10 protein-coding genes are annotated in these 18,968 nt (G+C 66.2%); 6 read left to right on the forward strand and 4 right to left on the reverse strand.

Translation table 11 applies throughout. From position 1 onward, the window contains the following. The first annotated feature begins 2 nt into the window (after window positions 1-2). A complete protein-coding gene (locus KEG57_RS28595; RefSeq protein ID WP_272458984.1) occupies window positions 3-5,828 on the forward strand; it encodes an AAA domain-containing protein in 5,826 nt (1,941 codons plus the stop codon). A gap of 78 nt (window positions 5,829-5,906) precedes the next feature. Further along, entirely contained in the window at window positions 5,907-7,010 is a 1,104-nt protein-coding gene (locus KEG57_RS28600; protein ID WP_272426785.1) for an ADP-ribosylglycohydrolase family protein, read from the forward strand. Between the two features lie 40 nt (window positions 7,011-7,050). Here KEG57_RS28600 and KEG57_RS28605 read toward each other — a convergent pair whose 3' ends face one another. Genes KEG57_RS28605 through KEG57_RS28610 form a run of 3 tightly spaced genes read right to left on the reverse strand, consistent with a single transcriptional unit; the run spans window position 7,051 to window position 9,540 of the window. Further along, on the reverse strand, window positions 7,051-8,010 hold the full coding sequence (locus KEG57_RS28605) for an MYXO-CTERM sorting domain-containing protein (RefSeq protein WP_272426784.1): 960 nt from the start codon (window positions 8,008-8,010) through the stop codon (window positions 7,051-7,053). Beyond that, complete coding sequence (locus KEG57_RS56135; protein WP_372518263.1) at window positions 7,952-8,368, reverse strand: FG-GAP repeat protein; 417 nt, start codon at window positions 8,366-8,368, stop codon at window positions 7,952-7,954. Before KEG57_RS56135 ends, KEG57_RS28605 begins: the two co-directional genes overlap by 59 nt. Continuing rightward, on the reverse strand, window positions 8,302-9,540 hold the full coding sequence (locus tag KEG57_RS28610; protein WP_272458985.1) for an FG-GAP repeat protein: 1,239 nt from the start codon (window positions 9,538-9,540) through the stop codon (window positions 8,302-8,304). The genes KEG57_RS56135 and KEG57_RS28610 overlap by 67 nt, the downstream gene beginning before the upstream one ends. 275 nt (window positions 9,541-9,815) lie before the next feature. Here KEG57_RS28610 and KEG57_RS28615 point away from each other — a divergent pair, with 275 nt between their 5' ends. Further along, window positions 9,816-11,576 (forward strand): hypothetical protein, encoded by a 1,761-nt coding sequence (locus KEG57_RS28615; RefSeq protein WP_272426782.1) that lies wholly within the window; start codon window positions 9,816-9,818, stop codon window positions 11,574-11,576. 179 nt (window positions 11,577-11,755) lie between these two features. On the opposite strand, the gene KEG57_RS28620 is transcribed toward KEG57_RS28615, so the two are convergent. Further along, window positions 11,756-14,074, reverse strand: coding sequence for a hypothetical protein (locus KEG57_RS28620; protein ID WP_272426781.1), 2,319 nt, complete (start codon window positions 14,072-14,074; stop codon window positions 11,756-11,758). A 467-nt stretch (window positions 14,075-14,541) separates the two neighbouring features. On the opposite strand from KEG57_RS28620, the gene KEG57_RS28625 reads away from it, so the two are divergent. The 3 genes from KEG57_RS28625 to KEG57_RS28635 all read left to right on the forward strand — a co-directional run bounded on the left by KEG57_RS28625 (window position 14,542) and on the right by KEG57_RS28635 (window position 18,930). After that, window positions 14,542-16,614, forward strand: coding sequence for a CHAT domain-containing protein (locus tag KEG57_RS28625; RefSeq protein WP_272426780.1), 2,073 nt, complete (start codon window positions 14,542-14,544; stop codon window positions 16,612-16,614). A gap of 1 nt (window position 16,615) precedes the next feature. Next, complete coding sequence (locus tag KEG57_RS28630) at window positions 16,616-18,184, forward strand: hypothetical protein (RefSeq protein ID WP_272426779.1); 1,569 nt, start codon at window positions 16,616-16,618, stop codon at window positions 18,182-18,184. Between the two features lie 161 nt (window positions 18,185-18,345). After that, on the forward strand, window positions 18,346-18,930 hold the full coding sequence (locus KEG57_RS28635; RefSeq protein WP_272426778.1) for a hypothetical protein: 585 nt from the start codon (window positions 18,346-18,348) through the stop codon (window positions 18,928-18,930). The last annotated feature ends 38 nt before the right edge of the window (window positions 18,931-18,968 follow it).

The following is an 18,968-nucleotide window of genomic DNA, read 5'->3' on the forward strand; positions in this document are numbered from 1 at the left end:
TCATGACCGGCGTCGCTTCCAACCAAGATAAGCCCACCCCGATCCGCAACCTCGACGCGGAGGCCATACGCCTCCCGCTCGAACGCGAGCTCGCTGCCCAGCTCCAGCGTGAGCCCTTCGTGGCATCGATCCAAGGTTCCCTTGCGCTGCCCGACCCCGCCGCGGTTCGTCGCAAGTTGATGGGACAGTCGCTGCGCCTCAGCGAGGGGATGGCTCCCGAGCTCCACGCGAGCGCCAAGGAATGCCTGGGCATTCTTGGCATCCAACGCCCAATCGAGATTTACCAGTCGGCGGGGATCGAGAACGCATCGATTCACCTCATCGAGGAGCCCATCCTCGTCGAGGTGCAGGGACGCATGATCACCTTGCTCGACCCGGGGAGCATGCGCGCCGTGCTCGGTCACGAGCTGGGGCACTACCTTGCACACGGACCGTGGACCCCGCTGGGACAGTCGGGTCGAATGGCGAGCGTGCTTGCCGACGCGGAGGATGTACCCGAGCCCATCCAGAAGCTCGCGAGCTCACTCAGCATGGCAGGCGAACTCACGGCCGATCGGTTTGGCTTGCTCGCGTGCCAGGATTTGCATGCGCTCCTTCGGCTCGAAATGATCAGCACCACGGGGCTACCCGGGAATGCACTCACGTGGGATACGGAAGCGTATCTGGCACAGTGCAAGGAGCTCATCGAGCAGTGCCTGCGCGAAGGATCCGGCACGCTGGGCGTCACGCATCCCGAACACAACCTTCGCGCCTATGCGGCATGGCTCTTCAGCGAATCGGATCTTTATCGTTCGCTGACCGGCCGTGGCCCCGGTTCGCGCAGCATGGCCGACATCAATGCCGTGCTTGCCAAGGTCCTCGCAGTGCCGGGATTCGACACCAGCTATCACATGCTGGAACCCCAGCCTACCGAGCTTCATGCGTGCGCGCTCGCCAGCAGCGTCCTCGTGGCGGCCGCCGACGGCGAGATGGCAGACACCGAGGCAGAGGCGATCGAGCGGGTGTTTGCTCCGCTCGTTCAGGATTACGCGGCGTACTTCGACGTCGCGTTCGCTCGCCGGCGTTTTGGCGAGCTCGCGGGCTTGATGGCCTCTCTCGGAGCGGCCTCCCATCGCTCTCTCTTCGGCCTGCTGGCACATGTGATCGGAGCGGATGGGGTCCTGGATCCTCGCGAAGTGAGTACGCTTTTGGCCATCGGCGACGCGATCGGCGCAGGAGCTTTGTTCCAGCGCCTCGCAGCCGTCCTCGTTCGCCGGTTTGGTTTGTCGCCCGATACGATTCCGCAGCCGGTGCTGGACGTTCCGCTCCCTCCACGCGCGAGGGAGGCGCAGAGCGCGCTCGACGCTTTCCTGGGGGCCATGGCACGCCGAGGCGGAGGCGAGGCGACGCTTCGCCGTCTCTTGCGGCTCCTCGGCGCGAAACGGAAAGGTTCGGAGCTTCTGCGCACCGTGCAGGAGGCAATCCCGCGCGCTGGGTTGCGGTCTGCCGAAGACATCGCCTCCGTCGAGCTCGATACCGTGCTTCACCTGGAGGCACGGGGCGCCACGCCGCCTCCTCCCGCAGCATCGACGTCATCGGTCGTCCCCGGGAGCCCCGAAAGCGTTGTGATTCGCGGGATCGGCAAGTTGCGCGAGCAGCTCGTCTCGGGTGATGGCCGTAGCCCGTCGGTTCGCCTGTACCAGGCCCGCCCCGGACGCGCTTTCGACATCGATACGCTCGAGCAGGTCTCGGTCGGTTTGTCGGAGCGTGTGCTTGCGCAGGTACGGTCCGGAGAGCGCGCTGTTCTCGTGAAGGCCGCGGAGGCCGGACGGCATGCAGGGGCGAACCAGGCGCTGCGAGATCTGTTGATTCTCGATCGGGAGCACAACGCGCGTCTCGAGGAAACCGGGGCAAACGATCTGGCGCTCGGGTATCCGTTCCTGATCGGGCTTGCCGGGGGATACCTCGTGCGAGGACCTCTCGTCCTTTACCCCGTCGATCTCGAGCGTGACGATCGCGGCGCACGCAGCTTCGCCTTGAAGCCGCACAAGGACCAGCCGCCCGCGGCAAACCTCGCGCTGCTTCGAGCGCTGTTCACCAAAAAGGGACTTCCCCTGCCGGACGACCTCGCGGCACGACTCGATGAATTGGCTGCAGATCTGGCGCACGGGCCCGAGGCGCTGCTTGGAGAGCTTGCACGCCTCGGCATCAGCTCCAACAAATTGACGGGCGAGCTTTCCCCACTCAAAGATCGTCGCGAGGAGGTGCTGGGACGACGCGAAGACTTCCTCGAAGTCGAGGAGATCGCGGTCCTTGGCCTGTTCCCGCAGTCGAATTCGGATCTCCTCCAGGACTACGATGGTCTCCTTTCAGACCTGGCACGCGGCGATACCCCGATCGGTACCTTGCTTGGCGGTGCCCTGGAGCTTCTACCGGCCGAGATGCGGGACAGGTTCGGGTCGAATTTGACGCCGAGCCCTCCGCAGACCACGAGCGATGAGAGCCTCGGTGTTCCCGTGATCGCGTCCGATCCGAGCCAGAGGCAGGTCCTCGCTTTCGCCCGGACGAAGCGCGCGCTCGTGGTCGACGGGCCTCCGGGGACGGGCAAGAGCCAGGTCATCGTCAATCTCGTCGCGGATGCCATCGGGCGAGGTGAGCGGGTCGCGGTGGTCAGCGAGAAGCGCGCCGCGCTCGACGTCGTGGCGCAACGACTGCAGCAAACGGGTTTCGAGCACGCCGTTGCTCTCGTGCACGACGTCCAGGAGGATCGGAAGCCCGTCTACCAGAAAATCGCTGCGCGTCTCGAGGCCGGACCATCGGCGGAATTCGATACGGCGTCGGCCGCGCAGACCACGCAGGAGCTCGCCGCGTTGACCCAGGTCTTCGATCGGCGTGCGGAGTTGCTCGGGCGAAAACTTCCAGGATGCTCGATTCATGTCGGGCAGCTTCATGCGCTCAGCTCAGGACTACCCGCAGCCGCCGTTTCAGCTGCATCCGGCTGCATGGGGCTTCGTGACGGCGATCTGCGCCGCGCTCAAACCGAGATGGCGGCGCTCAGACGCTATGCCGATCTGTTCGGGAAGGGTTCGCAGTGGCGGTCGGGGCGCATTTCCCTCGCCGACAAGGCGGAGTCCTGGTTCCAGACCTTCGAGCCTACGATTGCCAGGGCCGTGACGACGGCCGCGGAGCTTCAGCAATGGCTTGCCGCGGTGGCACCGACGCCCATCGATCGCCTGGAGTCCGCGAAGGGCATGCTGGAGGCAGCGCGGGCGACGCGCGATCTTCGCATCCATCCGGAAGACCAGATGCTCTTCGCGAATGCCCTCACGGTCGCGACGCTCTACCCGGACCGCGCCCGGAACCTGGGTGAGGCCGAGCAGGCGTGGGCGCAGGCACAGGAAGTGCTGCTGCACTTCGCACAACGCGTGGCATTCAATCCAGGGCCAACGGTCGAAGCGGCCATGGGGGTGCTTCTGCAATGGGGGAATCGATTCTTCCGGTACTTCTCGCCCGCTTGGTGGCGCGCGAGGGGCGTCGTTCGAGGCTCCATGACGGCGCTCCTCCCGGAGAAAGCAGGCGCGCCGCTCGACCCGCCGCTTCTCACGGAGCTCTTGTCCCGTGCGCGTGCGACGCGCGCTTGGGAGCAAGCCGAGGCATGCCTCGAAGCTTTCAGTCTACGCTCGCTCGCATCCAACTCCGCGGCCCATGTGGGGGGCCTGCTCCGGAAGGTGGGGGAGACGTATCGGCGTCTGACTGCCCTCGTCGCGACGAGGCATCTTCTCGAGGCCGTGAACGCGTGGCCGGCCCGCTTCTCGGTCGAGGAGATCGAGGCATGGGATCGCGCCCTCGACGCGAGGCTTCAAGTGATCGCAGCACGGGACGCGCACCATACCGCGGCGCAGTCGCTTGCGGGGTTCTTCCCCTGGCTCGGGCGGCTGCCAGGACGGGCCGAGCTCGAGGCCTTCCTGGAAATGTTCCGGCGCGACGCTCGTCGGGTTGCCGAGGCAGATCGTCGCCTTGCTGCATTCAGTACATTGTGCCCCGAGGCGCCCGCCGTCTTTCATGCATTCGCGGAGCATCTCCCGACTGCGGATGCTTCGGCCTGGACCGAGTCGCTGGTCAAGACCTGGGCCGTTGCCCGTCTCGACACGCTGGAGCGATCGACGCCGGAGCTCCGGCAGCTCGATGGCCCCACGCCGTTCGGGGACGAAGAGACCGCCGAGCAGCGGATGGCTGCGACGGTCGGACGTGCGGCGGACCTCGAGCGGAAACGTATCGCTGCACGGCTCGACAACCATGCGCTGCTGCGCGCGGGTACGGCGCAGCGAGGTCGTCGTCGCACGGCGGATCAGGCCATGAAAGAGGCGATGCTCAAGGAGTGTCGCAAGCAGCGGAACGTCATGCCGATGCGCACGTTCATGCGCAAATTCGCGCCGGAGGGCTTGCTCGATCTCGTGCCCGTTTGGCTCCTCTCGCCGGAGACCATGACGGTGCTCTTCCCCCGGCAGCCGCTCTTCGATCTGGTGATCTTCGACGAGGCTTCACAATGCACCGTGGAGAGCGGGCTCCCGGTGCTCCTGCGTGCGCAGCGCTCGGTGATCGCGGGTGACGAGAAGCAGATGCCGCCGACGTCGTTTTTCACAGCCAAATCGACGGACGAGGGGGAGAGCACGGATGACGAAGAGGCGACCGGAGCGCGCGAGCTTTTCGAGGCGGAGTCGTTGCTCACGCTCGCCCGATCACGAGTGCCTCGAAGCGGCCTTTCGTGGCACTACCGCTGCGCCCACGAGGAGCTGATCGCATTCTCCAACTACGCCATGTATGACGGCTCGCTGCTCACGATCCCCTCGACTGCGAGCCGCACGGCGCCACCGGCCATTCGTACCGTGATGGTCCCCGATGGCAAGTACGACGCCAGCCGCAACGAGCCAGAAGCCCGCGTGGTCATGGACGTCGTGATGGACCTTCTCGGACGAACCCCCGTGCCTACCATCGGCATCGTGACGCTCAACATCCAGCAACGGCAGACGATCCTCGACGAAATCGATCGGCGCCGCACGTCGGATCGCGTGTTTGCGGAACGCTGGGATCAGGCGTGTTCGGCCGAACGGCTGGACGAGCGCCCGTTCGTCAAGAACCTCGAGAACGTGCAAGGGGACGAGCGCGACATCATCATCTTCTCGCCTGGGTATGCGCCCGTCGAGCGCGTCACCAAGAAGGGCACGGAAAGAGTCGTTCCAGCGCGCTTCGGGCCTCTTGGGCAGCGTGGGGGCGAGCGTCGTCTGAACGTGGCGATCTCACGTGCGAAACGCGAGTGCATCATCGTCGCCTCGTTCGAGCCAGGGATGCTATCGGTTGCCCGCACCAAGAACGAAGGTCCCAAGCTGTTCAAGCTCTTCCTCGAGTTCGCTTTCTACCTTTCGAGCGGGCAGCGTGCACTGGCGGAGCGGGTCCTTCGCGTCGTTCGCGAGAGCCGTCCGACGAGCACTCCGTCGGCGACCACGGACCTGCCGCCGGGTTATGTCCCGCTCAAGGCGCAGATTGCCATGGCGCTACAGCAACGCGGGATGACCTGCGAGCTCGATGTTGGAACGTCCGAGTTCAAGGTGCCGCTGGCTGTGGTAGATCGCGTCCAATCGTCGCGTTATGCGGTTGCGGTCCTGTGCGACGAAGGGGACGAGACATGCGAAGCGTTCGAGCGGCACGTTCATCGTCCGGCTGCATTGCGGGCGCGAGACTGGAAGGTCATACGCGTGACGGCGAGGGATTGGGCGCGGAATTCGGAAGCGGTGCTCGCGCGGATCACCAAAGCGTTGGGGGTTGATGCGGTAGCATCCGCGAGCATGTGACCGGTCAAGAGGGCAGGCTCGTTTGAGTGCCTCGACGCTGCACGTGGTACAAGGACGAAGGATTCCATGGAGGATCGCATGACCACACGGGAAGCGTCGCCGAGCGAGGACCTCTTTCTGGGCTGCTTGCTCGGCGGAGCGCTGGGCGATGCGCTGGGATATCCGATCGAGTTCGTCCGATCCGAGAAGCAGATCATCGAGCGGTTCGGCGCCACGGCGCCTCCGGACCTCTCGTACGCGTCGGAGGTACGCGTCTCGGATGACACGCAAATGACCCTCTTCTCCGCCGAAGCCCTCCTGCGCGCGCGGAGCGCCGGCAGCGGCGCGATCGTACCTTTCGCATTGGGCGCCTACCAGCGGTGGTACGTCACGCAAGAATTGGCACCGCGTGATCGCGTACGCCACCGCAGCGGCGAAGGATTGCTCCTCGCGGATCCGCGCCTCTACGCTCGCCGCGCGCCCGGACAGACGTGCTTGAGCGCTCTCTCGTCGAGCTTCACGCGTCCCTCCATCGCGACCATCGACGACCCTCCGAACGGCAGCAAGGGATGTGGCGCCGTGATGCGCGCGGCCCCCTTCGGGCTCGCGGCGCGCACCCGTGAGGATGCATTCGTCGTCGCGCGAGACGCCGCTGTGCTCACGCACGGGCACCCCAGCGGTTATCTGTCTGCCGCGTATCTGGCGGCGCTGGTGCACGATATCGCGCGGGGCGCGACGCTCGAAGAGGCCATGGGCCTGGCCGATGCGCTCTTGGTGCGCGAGCGTGAGCACCAAGAGGTCGCGGCGGCGCTCACTCGCGCGCGAGCGCTCGCGGCGGGAGGCGCCCTGTCTCCTTCGGCCATCGAGCAGCTCGGCGGGGGCTGGGTCGCGGAAGAGGCGCTCGCGATCGCCATTGCCTGCGTACTCCAGGCGACCGCGCGCAGCGTGGCGCAGACCTTGTGGCGAGCCGTCGCGCATGGCGGCGACAGCGACAGCACGGGGAGCATCACCGGCAACCTCGTCGGCGTCATGTTCGGCGCGTCAGCGCTGCCGGTGCATTGGCTCTCGCAGCTCGAATTGAGGGACCTGATCGAGCGCGTCGCTCGGGATCTCCACGCGGCGGCCATGGGGAGCGGCCGCCCTGATCCCACGGATTATCCGGCGGCCGATGGAGTCGTGCGTGTCCCGCGCTGGAACGCGTAGGACGCATACAATCGTCATGCGTCCGTTGCCCACGTCGTAATCAGCACCCGCTCTTCGGGGCGGCAGACCGACGATGGCGCAAGGCGAGCAGACCAAGGCCGAGCAAACCGAGGAGCGGGCCAGGGCTGCCGCTCGGGGTTCCAGGTGCGGCGCGGCAATCGCAGCCGCCCTCCTCGGCGATTGGGCCGCCGCCGCTGCCGCCGCTGCCGCCGCCGCTGCCGCCGCCGCTGCCGCCGGTCCCCGACTCGCACGCGCCGCTGATGCAAGCGCCTCCCTGGCACGGCGTTCCGTCGGGCGCCTGCGCATCCCCAGGGCAGTCATCCAGAGTTCCGTCGCACGTCTCGGCCACATCACACACGCCGGCCGAAGCGCGGCATTCCGTGCCCGGCGCGGCTTTGGCATCCGCGGGGCAATCGGCCAGAGCTCCGTCGCACGTCTCCGCCACATCGCACACGCCGGCCGAAGCGCGGCATTCCGTGCCGAATGGCTTCATGACATCGAACGGGCAATTGATCGTAACGCCGTCGCACGCCTCCGGCACGTCACATGCGCCCGCCGCAGCGCGGCATTCGGTGCCGAATGGTTTTACGCCGTCGAACGGGCAATTTTTCGCCGTGCCGTCGCACGTCTCCGCCATGTCGCATACGTCCGTCGAAGCGCGGCATTCGGTGCCCGCAGCGAGCGCCGCGCAGACCCCGTCCACGGCCGCGCCCATCATGACGCTGCACGCCTGACAATCGCTCGGAGACCCACCGCCGCAGGCGTCGTCGCAGCACACGCCGTCGACACAAATGCCGCTCGCGCAATGCAGCCCGGCCGTGCAGGCCTCGCCGTTGCTCTTGAGCTCGCCGAAGAAAAACACGTACGCCGAGCCGGAGGCGTCGCCCTGGTCGTCGTCCCCGTACGCCCCAACGAGCGCCGTATTCTCGGAGAGGGCGACGTCATGGCCGAAGAAGTCGTTCGCCGCCCCGTCGCTGGGCAGGAGCTTGCTCTGCTGCATCCAGGTTGCGCCGCTCCGCACGAACACATACGCCGAGCCGGAGAATGACCCCTGGTCGTCGTTGCGTTGCGCCCCCCACGAGCGCCGTGTCGCCCGAGAGCGCGACCGAGCCGCCGAACAAGTCGCTTGCCGCCCCGTCGCTGGGCAGGAGCTTGGCCTGCTGCGCCCAGACCGCGCCGCTCCGCACGAACACATACGCCGAGCCGGAGTATATCCCCTGGTCGCTGTCGCCCCACGCCCCCACGAGCGCCGTGTCGCCCAAGAGCGCGACCGATATGCCGAAGGAGTCTTCTACCGCCCCGTCGCTGGGCAGGAGCTTGGCCTGCTGCGCCCAGACCGCGCCGCTCCGCACGAACACATACGCCGAGCCGGAGGAGCTCCCTGGTCGTCGTTACCCTCCGCCCCCACGAGCGCCGTGTCGCCCGAGAGCGCGACCGATCTGCCGAAGAAGTCGCTTGTCGCCCCGTCGCTGGGCAGGAGCTTGGCCTGCTGCGTCCAGACCGCGCCGCTCCGCACGAACACATACGCCGAGCCGGAGAATGACCCCTGGTCGTCGTCCCCGTACGCCCCCACGAGCGCCGTGTCGTCTGCGAGCGCGACGGAAAACCCAAAGTGGTGGTCCGCCGCGCCGTCGCTGGGCAGGAGTTTGGCCTGCTGCGTCCAGACCTCGCCGCTCCGCACGAATACATACGCCGAGCCGGAGTTGCTCCCCTGGTCGTCGTCGCCTTGCGCCCCCACGAGCGCCGTGTCGCCCGAGAGCGCGACCGCGAGGCCGAAGTCGTGTTCCGCCGCGCCGTCGCTGGGCAGGAGCTTGGCATGCTGCGTCCAGACCAACGGATCGATCACGATGGGGTACAGAGCCCCCTCGTCCTCGACGTGGATCGCCGCTCGCCCCGCCTCCACCGAGAGCCACGCCGCGAGGCTCTTCCCCTGCGCGTCCTTTACCCACAGATCGGTATAGGCGAGCGCCCTCCGACCCTCGCTGTCCACGAACCGGAGCGCCTCCCCACGGCCGTCGCCGTCCTCGTCCTCGAGCTCGGCGTCGAGCTCCCCGCCGAGCTCGAGCGCGATGACCTTCGGCCCCGCGCAGCTCGGCGGCTCGTCGAGCACGAATCCCTGCTCCAGACCCAGCGGGCCATTGAGGTACCACTCCTCGATCCGCTCGCGCCGATACCGAACCCGGTTGCCCGCCGCCTCGGGCTCCGCCGCGGGCAACGGCGACAGCGCCCCCTCGCAGCCCAGGGCCGCCGCGCGCATGGCCAGAGACCATTCGCGCGACGAGACCAAAATCCCCGACGGGCCCAGCGTCGCCGAGAACCGCTGGGCGTCATTCTCGGCGCGGATGAGCCCCAGTCCGAGGTCCACAGCGACATACGGCTCGGGCGCCGCTCGCTGCACCGCCTCGATGTAGGCGGCACGCAGCGCAGGCGGCATGGACGCCGAGGATTCGGTCGTGGAAGGCGGCGCCGACGCCGAGCCCTCCGTCTTCGGTGGCGCGCTGTCGGCGCCGCAGGCGAAGAGCCAGGTCATAAGAGCGAAAGCGAAGCCGCGACGCCGCCAGCCCCCGCTCTTCCGTTCCGTGTCCTTCATCATCGCAAGCCCTTCCTCGGGATTGTTTACAAAGCTGAACCGGGATGCGGCCGAGGAGTACCACAAGAGACATGGCTCGGCGAGACGCTCAACGTTCGGGATACGAGCGCTTCGAGCCAGCGCGCCCAGATTCTTTCGCTTGACGGGCGCGAGAGACTGCGAAACGCTTCGCTGGTCCTTGAAAGCGCTGCGGCGCTCCTGAACAGGAGATTCCATTGACAAACAGCTCCCGTCATCAAGAAATTCCCAGTTCAATCCCTCTAGAAATTATTATCACGCCCGACGTCGCGTTCGAGAAGGTCTTCTCTTCGACCGCCGCCCGCAAGCTCGGCGAGCTGCAGCGGGATCTGACACCGGTCGTTCAGGAGAAGCTGCCCGAGTTTTGGCAGCAGGTCGGCGTGAGCCTCTCGAGCCAATCCGGATTCACCGCCCTCTACGACGCCATGAGCGCGACAGCGAGCGCATTCGACGGACTCGGCTCGGCGCCCCCTCCCGCCCCGTTCAGCACGCTGCACCATGTTTCAGGGGCGCAGACGTTCTACCAGTATAACGTGAGGTTGTCCTGGAAGGTGGCCACGGCGATCCTGCTGGGCTTGGATCCTTCCAAGGTGAATTACGACAGCCCCGACACGCCCGTTTATGCATCCTGGATCGCCGCCATCACCAATGGTAGCGAGATTCCCGCCCAGATGCTGGAGCCATCCAGCGCCGCCGCCGAACTCTATGGCTGGTGGAGTCCGGACGCGCGCATGGACAGACCCTCGAGCTCGAGCTTCGAGCAGGGCAACGACGATTTCTCCGCCATGTGTCAGATCGTCTCGCTCGCGCCGGAGTGGTACCCGTATGGCCTCGTGCGCTTCAACATCCCCGATGCCACTTCGGTGCAGGTGGTTCGCCCGTCGCCCTATGATGGATTGACGAGCCCGCTTTGGGTGCAGCGCCCGCCGACCCAGCCGGCGCGCACCGGCGGAGCTGCGCTCGAGACCTTGCTGGGCACGACGATGACGCTCGGACAGCTCGGCCCCGTGCAGGCCTATATCGTCACGCCACAGACGACGCAGGCGATCTTGCAAGCCGCGTCGGTCGTGTACTACGCGGAGGACCTGGCGCTGGTGAAGTGGGGCGATACTGCAGAATCTCGGTTCGTGGCCGGTCTTCAGGTCCTGGTCACGGAGCAGTGCCGGGCCGCGCGCGCCATCGCCGACCACGCATTCGCCGAGCTCATCTTGAAGGACCCCATGAAGAAAGACGACGCGGTCTCAGGAGCGAATGCGGGATCGGCCGCCCCGAGCGCGCCTCCGGCTTCGCTGGCGGAGGAGATGGAGCGGTGGGCACGACTCGGTATGCGTGAACATCGCGGGCAGCGATTCCCGTCGGACCGCTTCAGCGAAGAGGTGCATCGGACCAGCAACGCGGTCGCGATTCACCAGGCGGCCACGGATCTCTTGCGGCGCTCCGATCATCCAGACGTGCTCCGGATGATCGTCAATATCGCGAACGTCTCGACGCACCGCCCCTTCTTCGATGCGTTGCTCGAGCGCTTGGAAGGGCGAGGGGTGCCCGATGGACCTGGCCAGCGCAGCGGCACGCTCGCCGGGGATGCATTGCAGCGCCTCGTGGAGGGATTGCCTGCGGGCGACCAGGCGCTCGCGCAGCGGGTTCATGCGGTGCTCGAGCGCGCCGGACGGAGTGATCTGCGCCTGCTCGCGCTCTCCAGCGGCGCGTTGACGGACGAGGTCGAATCGTTGTTCCAGCGGGTGGGAGCTCAACCGGGCGCGGATGCCAACCTGCTCGGTCTCGCCGCCGTGCAGATGGCGCGACAGAGACCCGATCGCCTCCTGGCCATCATTGCGGCGGCGAGAGGCCAGGACGAACCTACGCGGCGGAGAATCACCGCGATGGTGCAGCAAGCCGAGGGCGGGTGGTTTGCGCAGCACGGCGCGGCTCTCGAACAGGCGCTCGGCCTCTCGCCCTGAGCAGCTGGGAGCCTTCGAGCTCTGCCCCCTTCGCGTACGGCCTCATCCGCGACGAGGCATAACCCGGCTCAGGTATCCGCGACGATGCACACCATGTGGATCTCGTCTTCGGCCTCCATGGAGAAGACGCTACGTTCTTGCAGATACAGAATGCAAGCGAACAGGGACGGCGGGGGCGATCAGGGCGCCTTGGCTTTTTCTTCTTTTTCGTAGCGGGCGATCTTCTTGCCAACTTCGAGTCGCCAGCCACCGCCCGCGGGATCGATGAAATCGACGCCCACGGCGTCGCCGCGGTGGAACCGGTCGTTGTGCTTGTCGAGCACCTTGGCGATTTTCTTCATGAGGGCCTCGCGCTCTGCGGCCGGGAGCTTGGTTTGCTCGGGCGTGAGGAAGACGCGAGAGGGGGGCGGGCCTCCGAAGGGGCTCGTGCGCAGGCCGTGCTTCGCCCAGGCGTTGTGCGCGCCGTAGGCCTCGAGCGAGACCCCGAGCCAATCCATCGAGTGGTTCGTCGCGTATTCGTTCCGCACCACGAGCTTCTTGTCGCCCGCGCGGAACGAGACCGTCGGATGGCTCCCGTACGAGACATCGGCGAGGATGAGCGAGTATTTGGCCGCCTTGCCCGGCTCGATCACGCCGAGGGCTTTCTTCACCTCGCGCACCTCTTCGCGGCCCTCCGGGGAGCTGCGCATCTGGCGAAACCGCGCGAACGCCTCGATCGGCGGCGTCGGCTCTTTGCCCGTGTTCTCGAGCGAGCCCGAGAGCGTACGGTTCGAGTGCATCCAGCTCGACATGTTCACCGGGTTCTTCAGGACCAGCGGCGTCGCGGCCGGATCCACGATCCCGATGCCCGACGCGTAGAGCGTCGCGTACGCATTGCCCTGGCTGTCTTCCTCCCGCTCGACCTGGAAATCGATCGGGCCTGCGCGCAGGTGCAGGCGCATCTTTTTGCCCGTCACGATCGGCACGAGCGCGCGCGCGTCGACGAAGACGCGCTCGATGAGCTCCTTCGCGCCCTCGCCGTCGAGCCAGGGCAAGACCACGATGATGTACAGGTCATCCCAGCCCGCGATGAACTGCACGTCCGGCTCCGGCACCATCGCGGCCTCGGCGATCTTTGGCCTGAGCTCGCTCGAGAGTGGGGTGATCTCGGCCCGCCCGAAGGAGAGCGCGCCGGGCGCCTTGTCCGTGACGAAGACCTCTGCGTTGTCGTGGAAGCGGTCGAAGCGCCCGTCCCGCGAGGTGTCCGCGAGGGAGACGAAGGCGACGCGCGTCTCGTCGCTGTCGAAGGTGAATGCGCCGATTGCTGCGAGCGGCCCCTCGAGCTCGGCGAGCGGCTCGCTCGAGCCTGCCGCCGCGAGGACCACGGAATCGGCTTCTTCTCGCAATTCGAAGAGCGTGCCTTTGGGGCTCAAGACGCGGCTCGTTTTGGGGGGCGGGGCTGCGGGCGCCACGGAGTCATCGGAGGGGCCTGCGTCATCCGGCGCGCCCGCGTCCGGGTCCGGCGGCGGAGGCTCTCCGGCGAGACGCTTGGCGCCCGAGCCGTCGAGCCCCGCACGGTAGATCGCGCCCTCGCCCGTGCGGAACAGGAGCCCATCGCCCACGAACGCCGTGAAGAGCTTTCCTGTCTCGATCTTTGCGCCGTCCACCGAGATCGACGCGGGCAGGTCGGTGATGGATTGGTCTTTCACGTTCACGAGCGCGAGGTGCCGGGCGTCGCTCTGGTTCCACCAGTCGCGCACGTCGTCTTTCTTCGGCTCTGCGGGTCGCCTCAGGAGGACGCGCGCGCCGTCGGAGGAGATATCGTGCACGATTCCCTTGGGCGTCAGCTTCACGTCCTCGCCCATGGCGCCGAGCACATGGGTCTCTTCGTCGGCCGCCTCGTACGACCGCAAGGCTGCCCTGCCGTCCTTGGAATCGACCTTGCCGATCGAATAGGCGATCCATCGCCGTGAAACGGCCTGGGCGACCGTGCTGCAGCGGTATCCTTCCGGCGAGATGCGGACGGGCGCTCCTGCGGCTGCGGGCAGGCGGTAGAGCGCTGTCTTCGCGAACGCGTCGCCGAGCTTCTCGTAGTAATCGTCGCCGTCCTCGTCGTCGTCCTGCTTGGGCAGGGCGGGCCTCTGGATCACGATGGCGTCGCCGCCGAGCACGGCCATTGCGAGGATCTCGTCCTGCGTGACGAGCAGCTCCACCGCGGGTCCACCCGCGATGGAGCGGCGCACGACGGCGTTCGTCGGAGGCTGTCGGGAGGCCTCGTCTTTCGGCGGTCTCTCCTCGAGGGTGAAGATCTGCGAGCCGTCTTCGGAGAACATCACGTCGAGCACGCGGGCCTCCGCGCCGGCAAGCTTGCGGAGCGACTGGATGGGCGAGGTCGACGTCGGGGCGGGCGCGGCGTCGCCTGCGTCGGCATCGGGCGTGGGGCCGGGCTTGCTTTTGCAGGCCAGCGCGGGGGCGGCGAGCGCGAGCGCGATGGTGGCAAACCAAAATGTTCGAGCCATGAGAGCCTTCTTTTCGAGAGCCGCGCACGGCGGGAGGGGCCGACGGTGCCAGAGGTCCGGCCGGCGAGGTGTTTCGAGGACAAACGCGCGCGGGGATCGGGGGCAACCTTCATGCCAGGTATTTCCACTCGATCTGGGTCGCGCGAGGGCTTGAGGCAAATAACCTCGTAAACGTGTTCTTGGCGCAACCGTGCGCGGGGCGTGTAGAAGTACGCCCCCGTGACGCACGCGCAGGTCGACTCCGTCAGGTGATCGCTGACGCGTCAAGAGGATCGCTGACGCGTCACGAGGGGCGCTGACGCGTCCGTGTCGCAGACAGAAGGCCGGCGCCAGGCGAGAAGAACGGCTGGTACCCTATCGGCTGCTCGAGAGAATGTGGCACACGACGTGCTGAATGACGAACGCGGAGGTGTGGTTCGTCGCGGCGGCTTGCGCACCATGACGCTCAGGGCGAAGGAGGCACATCGATGGGAAGGGTGAAGATCCTGTTTCTCGGCGCGAATGCGCGCAATACCACGCGCCTCCAGGTCGGTCTCGAGGTCGGCCACGTGAAAGACGAAATTGCGAAGGCTGGCGCCGGCGACTTTCTTCACGTCGAAGCCGAGTTTGCCGTGAGACCCGAACAATTGCAGAGCCATCTGCAGAAGCACGCGCCCGAAGTGCTTCATTTCAGCGGTCATGGCGGTGGGAGAAGGGGGCGCTCGGGGGCTCGGTCGGGCGCAGAGGGAATCACACGAGAATTCATCGACGAGACGGCAGAGCAAGACGCAGGCGCCATTCTGCTGGAAGATCGGGACGGGAACGCCGTGGCGGTGCGCCCCGAGGCGCTGACCACGCTCATCCAGATCGTGCAGCGAGGCACACCCTTGCGCTGTGTGGTGCTGAATGCCTGCTTCACGAAAAAGCAGGCCGAGGATCTCGCGCGGCACGTCGATTGCGTGATCGGCATGAAATGCGCCATCGGCGATGCGTCCGCGATTGCTTTCGCCGTGGGCTTCTACCGGGCGCTCGCCAAAGGCAGCAGCGTCAAGACGGCGTTCGACTTCGGATGCAACGAGATCGACCTGCGGGGCCTTCCCGATGAAGACGTGCCGGAGCTACACCATCGACCCGAGCGAAATCCGGACTCCATCCGATTACGGACTGCCTCGAGGCCATCGCCGCCGAACCTCGAAGGCTCTCCGCCCGGAAAACAGGAGCTCGTCATGCTGCTGCTCGCGGCAAACCCAGATCGGCAGGCGCGGTTACGGAGTGACCGCGAGGTCCGGCAGATCCAGGAGCGACTCTTGAAGACCAATCAGGGCAGAGGCATGGTCGTGCACGTACGCTGGGCCGTATGTCCGGACGATGTATTGCAGGCCGTGCTCGACCTACGCCCGCGCATCGTGCATTTCAGCGGATATGCCATGACGCCCCAAGGGATCCTGCTCGAAGACGATGTCGGCGACACGAGAGCGGTCAGCGGTCATGTGCTTGCCGAGCTTTTTGGTGCCCTGCGGGACGAGATCCGGTTGGTCGTTCTCAACGCGCGCGACTCCCAATCGCATGCGGAGGCAATGATCCGGCATATCGATGCGGCGATCGGGATGTCCCGCTCCATCGAGGACGGTGCCGCAATCGCATTCGCGTCGGCGTTCTACCAGGCGATCGCCTCTGGACTTTCCCTCGGCGATGCTTTCGAGGTCGCCCGGAGCGCATTGCGACTGAACGGCCTGCCCGGTGCAGAGATTCCCATGCTGTTCTCGCGCGCCGGCGTCGATGTCGCGCGGACCATTCTCTTCGAGCCTACCGAGCGCCTCGCCGGCACGGCTTCCGTGCCGCGCGCTCACGATCACGGCATACCGGCGAGGGATGGCCTCGGCGCAGGTGATCGCTTCCGCGGCAGCACGGCGAGCGAGCCTGCCGATCTCCTCGCGACCACGGCCGAGCTCCTCGCGGCGGCTTGTCCGGACGAAGCCTCCTTTGCCGCGCTCCTCGCGCGGGTGGGCGTCTCGTGCGCGCGCATCCCTGCCTTACGCTCGCTCGAGGCGCGGTGCGAATGCCTGCTTCTCGATCTCGCGCACGCGGATCGGGCGCGAGGGCTCGATGTCCTCGCCGACGCGCTTTCCCGCCTCGATCGGCCAGGGATCGCCGCAGCCGCTGCCGTGCGACGCTTCGCGGCCGCCGCCAAGGACAATGGGTCGGATTCGATGGATGCGCTTTGGATTTCGCTTTGCCGCCGCGGCGATGGCTGGATGCTCGAATTCCGGGCACCAGGGCATGCGTGCGGCGGCACGGTTGGATCCACGCGGAGCGCGAGGGTACCGGTCGCCAAAGAGACTGTCATTCAGGTCGACGTCAAGGAAGCGGGCGTGGCCGTGCGCGTCCAGGCCGGGGTCGAGAGCCCTCTGATTGGCCTCAAGGCGCGGGTCTGGACGGGGCTTACCACGCTGTCGAAGCACTTGATGCCATGGTTCGACGAGCGCCTCGGCCCCACGGCCGTCGAGGAACTAACGCTGCTCGAGGCCGCCACGACTTGGAGTGAGCTCGATGCTGCATAGAATGTCGTCGCTGCTGCTGCTGCTCATGTCATTCTTGCCGTCCGCGATCGGCTGCAGCGCCGCGGCGCCGAAACCTCCGGCGCCCGTGCGGAAACCGGTGATGGGCGCAGGGATACCGCTCTCGCAGTTCTCGGTCGAGGTCGTGATCCCCGGCGGCAACCCCTCCTCGGTCGGAAGTCTGCGGCGCGGTGATGTCGATAGCGGCGAACGTACGGCTGATCTGAACGACGGTCCGATCCATGTGTGGATCGCTGCGCGGGCGGCGCATCGAGCAGAGGCCATTTATATGGTGGGCCGCGCAGACGCTGCATGCAATCTGCGAATCTCCGGCTTCTTGGAGGACATCGCAAATGACCCCGCGTTCAAGAGCGCATGGATCACGTACGGCGTCTCGCTGATCAGAGCGGCTGATCTTTCGCAGCAACAGCGCTTGGGTGAGCTGGGTGAGAAGCTCGCCAACACGACGGTGCACGAGGACTGCAGTGGCCAAGTCAAGCTACATCGATTGCGCGCGGATGAGATCCATGCCGCATCCGAAAAGATGCACAAGCTCGCAGGGAAGGTCTTCCAGAGCGCGGAACGAGTGGGCCGGCCCATCCTCTTATGGCATAACGCCTTCGATGGGCTCCCGCGGTTCGTGCCCGTGGCCATGGGCGCCGATGGAGCGCCGCTCACGATCCATCTCTCCCTGGAAGAACTCAAAATTCCGAATGCAGTCTTGCGAGGCCTGACCCTCGACGGGATGACGCGCCAAATTGGCCATCTGGAGGCGGAGGTCGAGCACGTCGAACTGGTGCTGGACCTGTTGCGCCCCGGAGGACAGTACCCCAAGAGGATCGTGTACAAGGGGTCCCAATTCAATGACACTGCCATTCCCGAAATTCGTTCGAGAATCGTGGCCGCGCGGACGAACATCGAGCGCGCGCTCGAATACGAGGAACAAGCCATCGAGGCGACGCTCCTGCTTGGACGCGCCCCTTCCCGCTTCGTTCGGTTCGCGGACTCTCTCCGGCACGCGCGGGCGGAGAATCAGCACGTGCTCGAACGGCTCGACCACATTGCGTCGGGATCGGACGTGCACGAAGTCGTATTCGGTGACGTCGAGTTCGCGGCGATTGACACGACTCCTTCTGCGGGCGCCGTGAAGATACTCGAGGGCCAGCGTGAGACGCTGCGCGCCAAGATCGCTCAGGCCAAGGGTGCCGAGAAGAAGCGGCTAACCAGCCCCATACCCGTGCTCGTGGACGCGTTCCTGCGCGGCTGGCCAGCCTCGTTCGATTCTCGAGAAACGAACGAAATGTACGATCGATGGATCCTGGCCCAGCAGGAGAAGGTATGGGACTCGATCGAAAAGAAGCTGTCGCAAGCGGGCATCACCTTCTCGAAGGCCAGTCATAGTCTTCTTCTATCGAACGTGATGTTTCACGCGCGCCTTTCCGAAGACGAGCGCAGCGTGCTGGTGACGCCGACGTACGTCATGTCCGGCCCAGGATTTCAGGTCGCCGACGTCCGTGCAGGCGTAGTTCGCTACGAATCCGCGTCCGCCGAGCAGAACCTGATTGCACGGTAAGCGGGAGGTCCACCATGTCATCATCGCGGTTTGCATCCTACATTTCGTTCCTCGTTGCATTCCTCCTCGCTGGGCAGCTCTGGGCCGGGAAATCCAGCGTGCCGCCTCTCCGTCCCCCTGTTCGCTCGGCCCCCGCGGGCGCGGCGAAGGTCGAGACACCATTGCCGCAAACGAGCCCGGTCGTCGCGAAGCTGCGGGAGGAGCTGCGCGTCCCCGGCACCAAACCGAGCGAGCTCCCCAGCGCACCGCCGGTCAAGGCCCCTGCGGTCGATGCTGCGGGTGCGACCACGGCGGGGCGTGTGGAGCGGCCCAGTTATTTGTCGCTCGAGCTATCGGTTCGCTCTCGACTCGAATCCAAAGACCCGATCAAAATGGATGCAGCCGCCTTCGAGGCGAAAGGGATCCCCGCAGGCGTACGTCCCGGCACGACACCACCACCGCCGACCGCAACGGTATCTTTCACAGGCAACGAGTTGGTCGTCGATTTTCGGGCGGCTGGGACCGAGATCATCAAGGTGGAGTTGCCCAAGGGAAACATCAACAAGGAAGTGTTGCTCGAGAGGCTGAAGGACGCAATACGGCTACTGCCCAAGGCACTCGAAACCCAGCCGAACCGCATCGACGAAATCGTTTGCACCGAAACGAACTGCTCCGCCGTCATCAGAGGAAAGGCTCTCGAATTCGTGCCGGCCGAACAGACCGAGCATGACGAGCACGAGGCGCCGACCCAGGTCGCGACGAGGTAAGCCGTGCAGCTCGCTCTCCTTGATATTGTGCCTCAGGG

The organism is Polyangium jinanense (genome assembly GCF_028435365.1).